The sequence below is a fragment of the Lachnoclostridium sp. MSJ-17 genome (genome assembly GCF_018918205.1).
GTDB lineage: Bacteria > Bacillota > Clostridia > Oscillospirales > Acutalibacteraceae > Ruminococcoides.
On record NZ_JAHLQB010000004.1, the window covers coordinates 1 to 653 of the forward strand.

Here is a 653-nt window from a genome sequence, read left to right on the forward strand (position 1 = left end):
GGAGAACGGCGTCCTCGTAGTTGTAGCCTTCCCAGGTCATGAAGCCGATGAGGGCGTTCTTTCCGAGGGCGATTTCGCCGTTTTCGGTGGCGGGACCGTCGGCAAGCACGTCGCCTGCCTTAACTCTCTGTCCTCTCTCAACGATCGGGCGCTGGTTGAAGCAGGTGCCCTGGTTGGAGCGGAGGAACTTGATAACTTCGTAATCCTTGACATTGCCGTCGTCGTACTGAACGCGGATATTTCTCGCGTCGACGCTCATGACGATACCGTCGCCCTCAGCGAGAATGCAGACGCCCGAGTCGGTGCCTGCCTTGTACTCCATGCCGGTGCCGACGATAGGAGCCTCCGAGCGGAGAAGCGGAACAGCCTGACGCTGCATGTTCGCGCCCATCAGAGCACGGTTCGCGTCGTCGTTTTCAAGGAAGGGGATCATAGCCGTAGCGACGGATACAACCATCTTAGGAGATACGTCCATGTAGTCAAAGCGCGCCGCGGGAAGCTCGACGAATTCGTCGCGGTAACGGCCTACGACCTTGGAATGTACGAATCTGCCGTTCTCATCGAGCGGCTCGTTCGCCTGCGCTACGTAGTAGTTATCCTCAACGTCCGCGGTCATGTAGACGACCTCGTCGGTGACAATGCCGGTTTCCTTG

At 58.3% G+C, this 653-nt stretch carries 1 pseudogene; it reads right to left on the reverse strand.

From position 1 onward, the window contains the following. A pseudogene (locus KQI64_RS00190) lies at positions 1-653 on the reverse strand (DNA-directed RNA polymerase subunit beta); the annotation flags it as partial.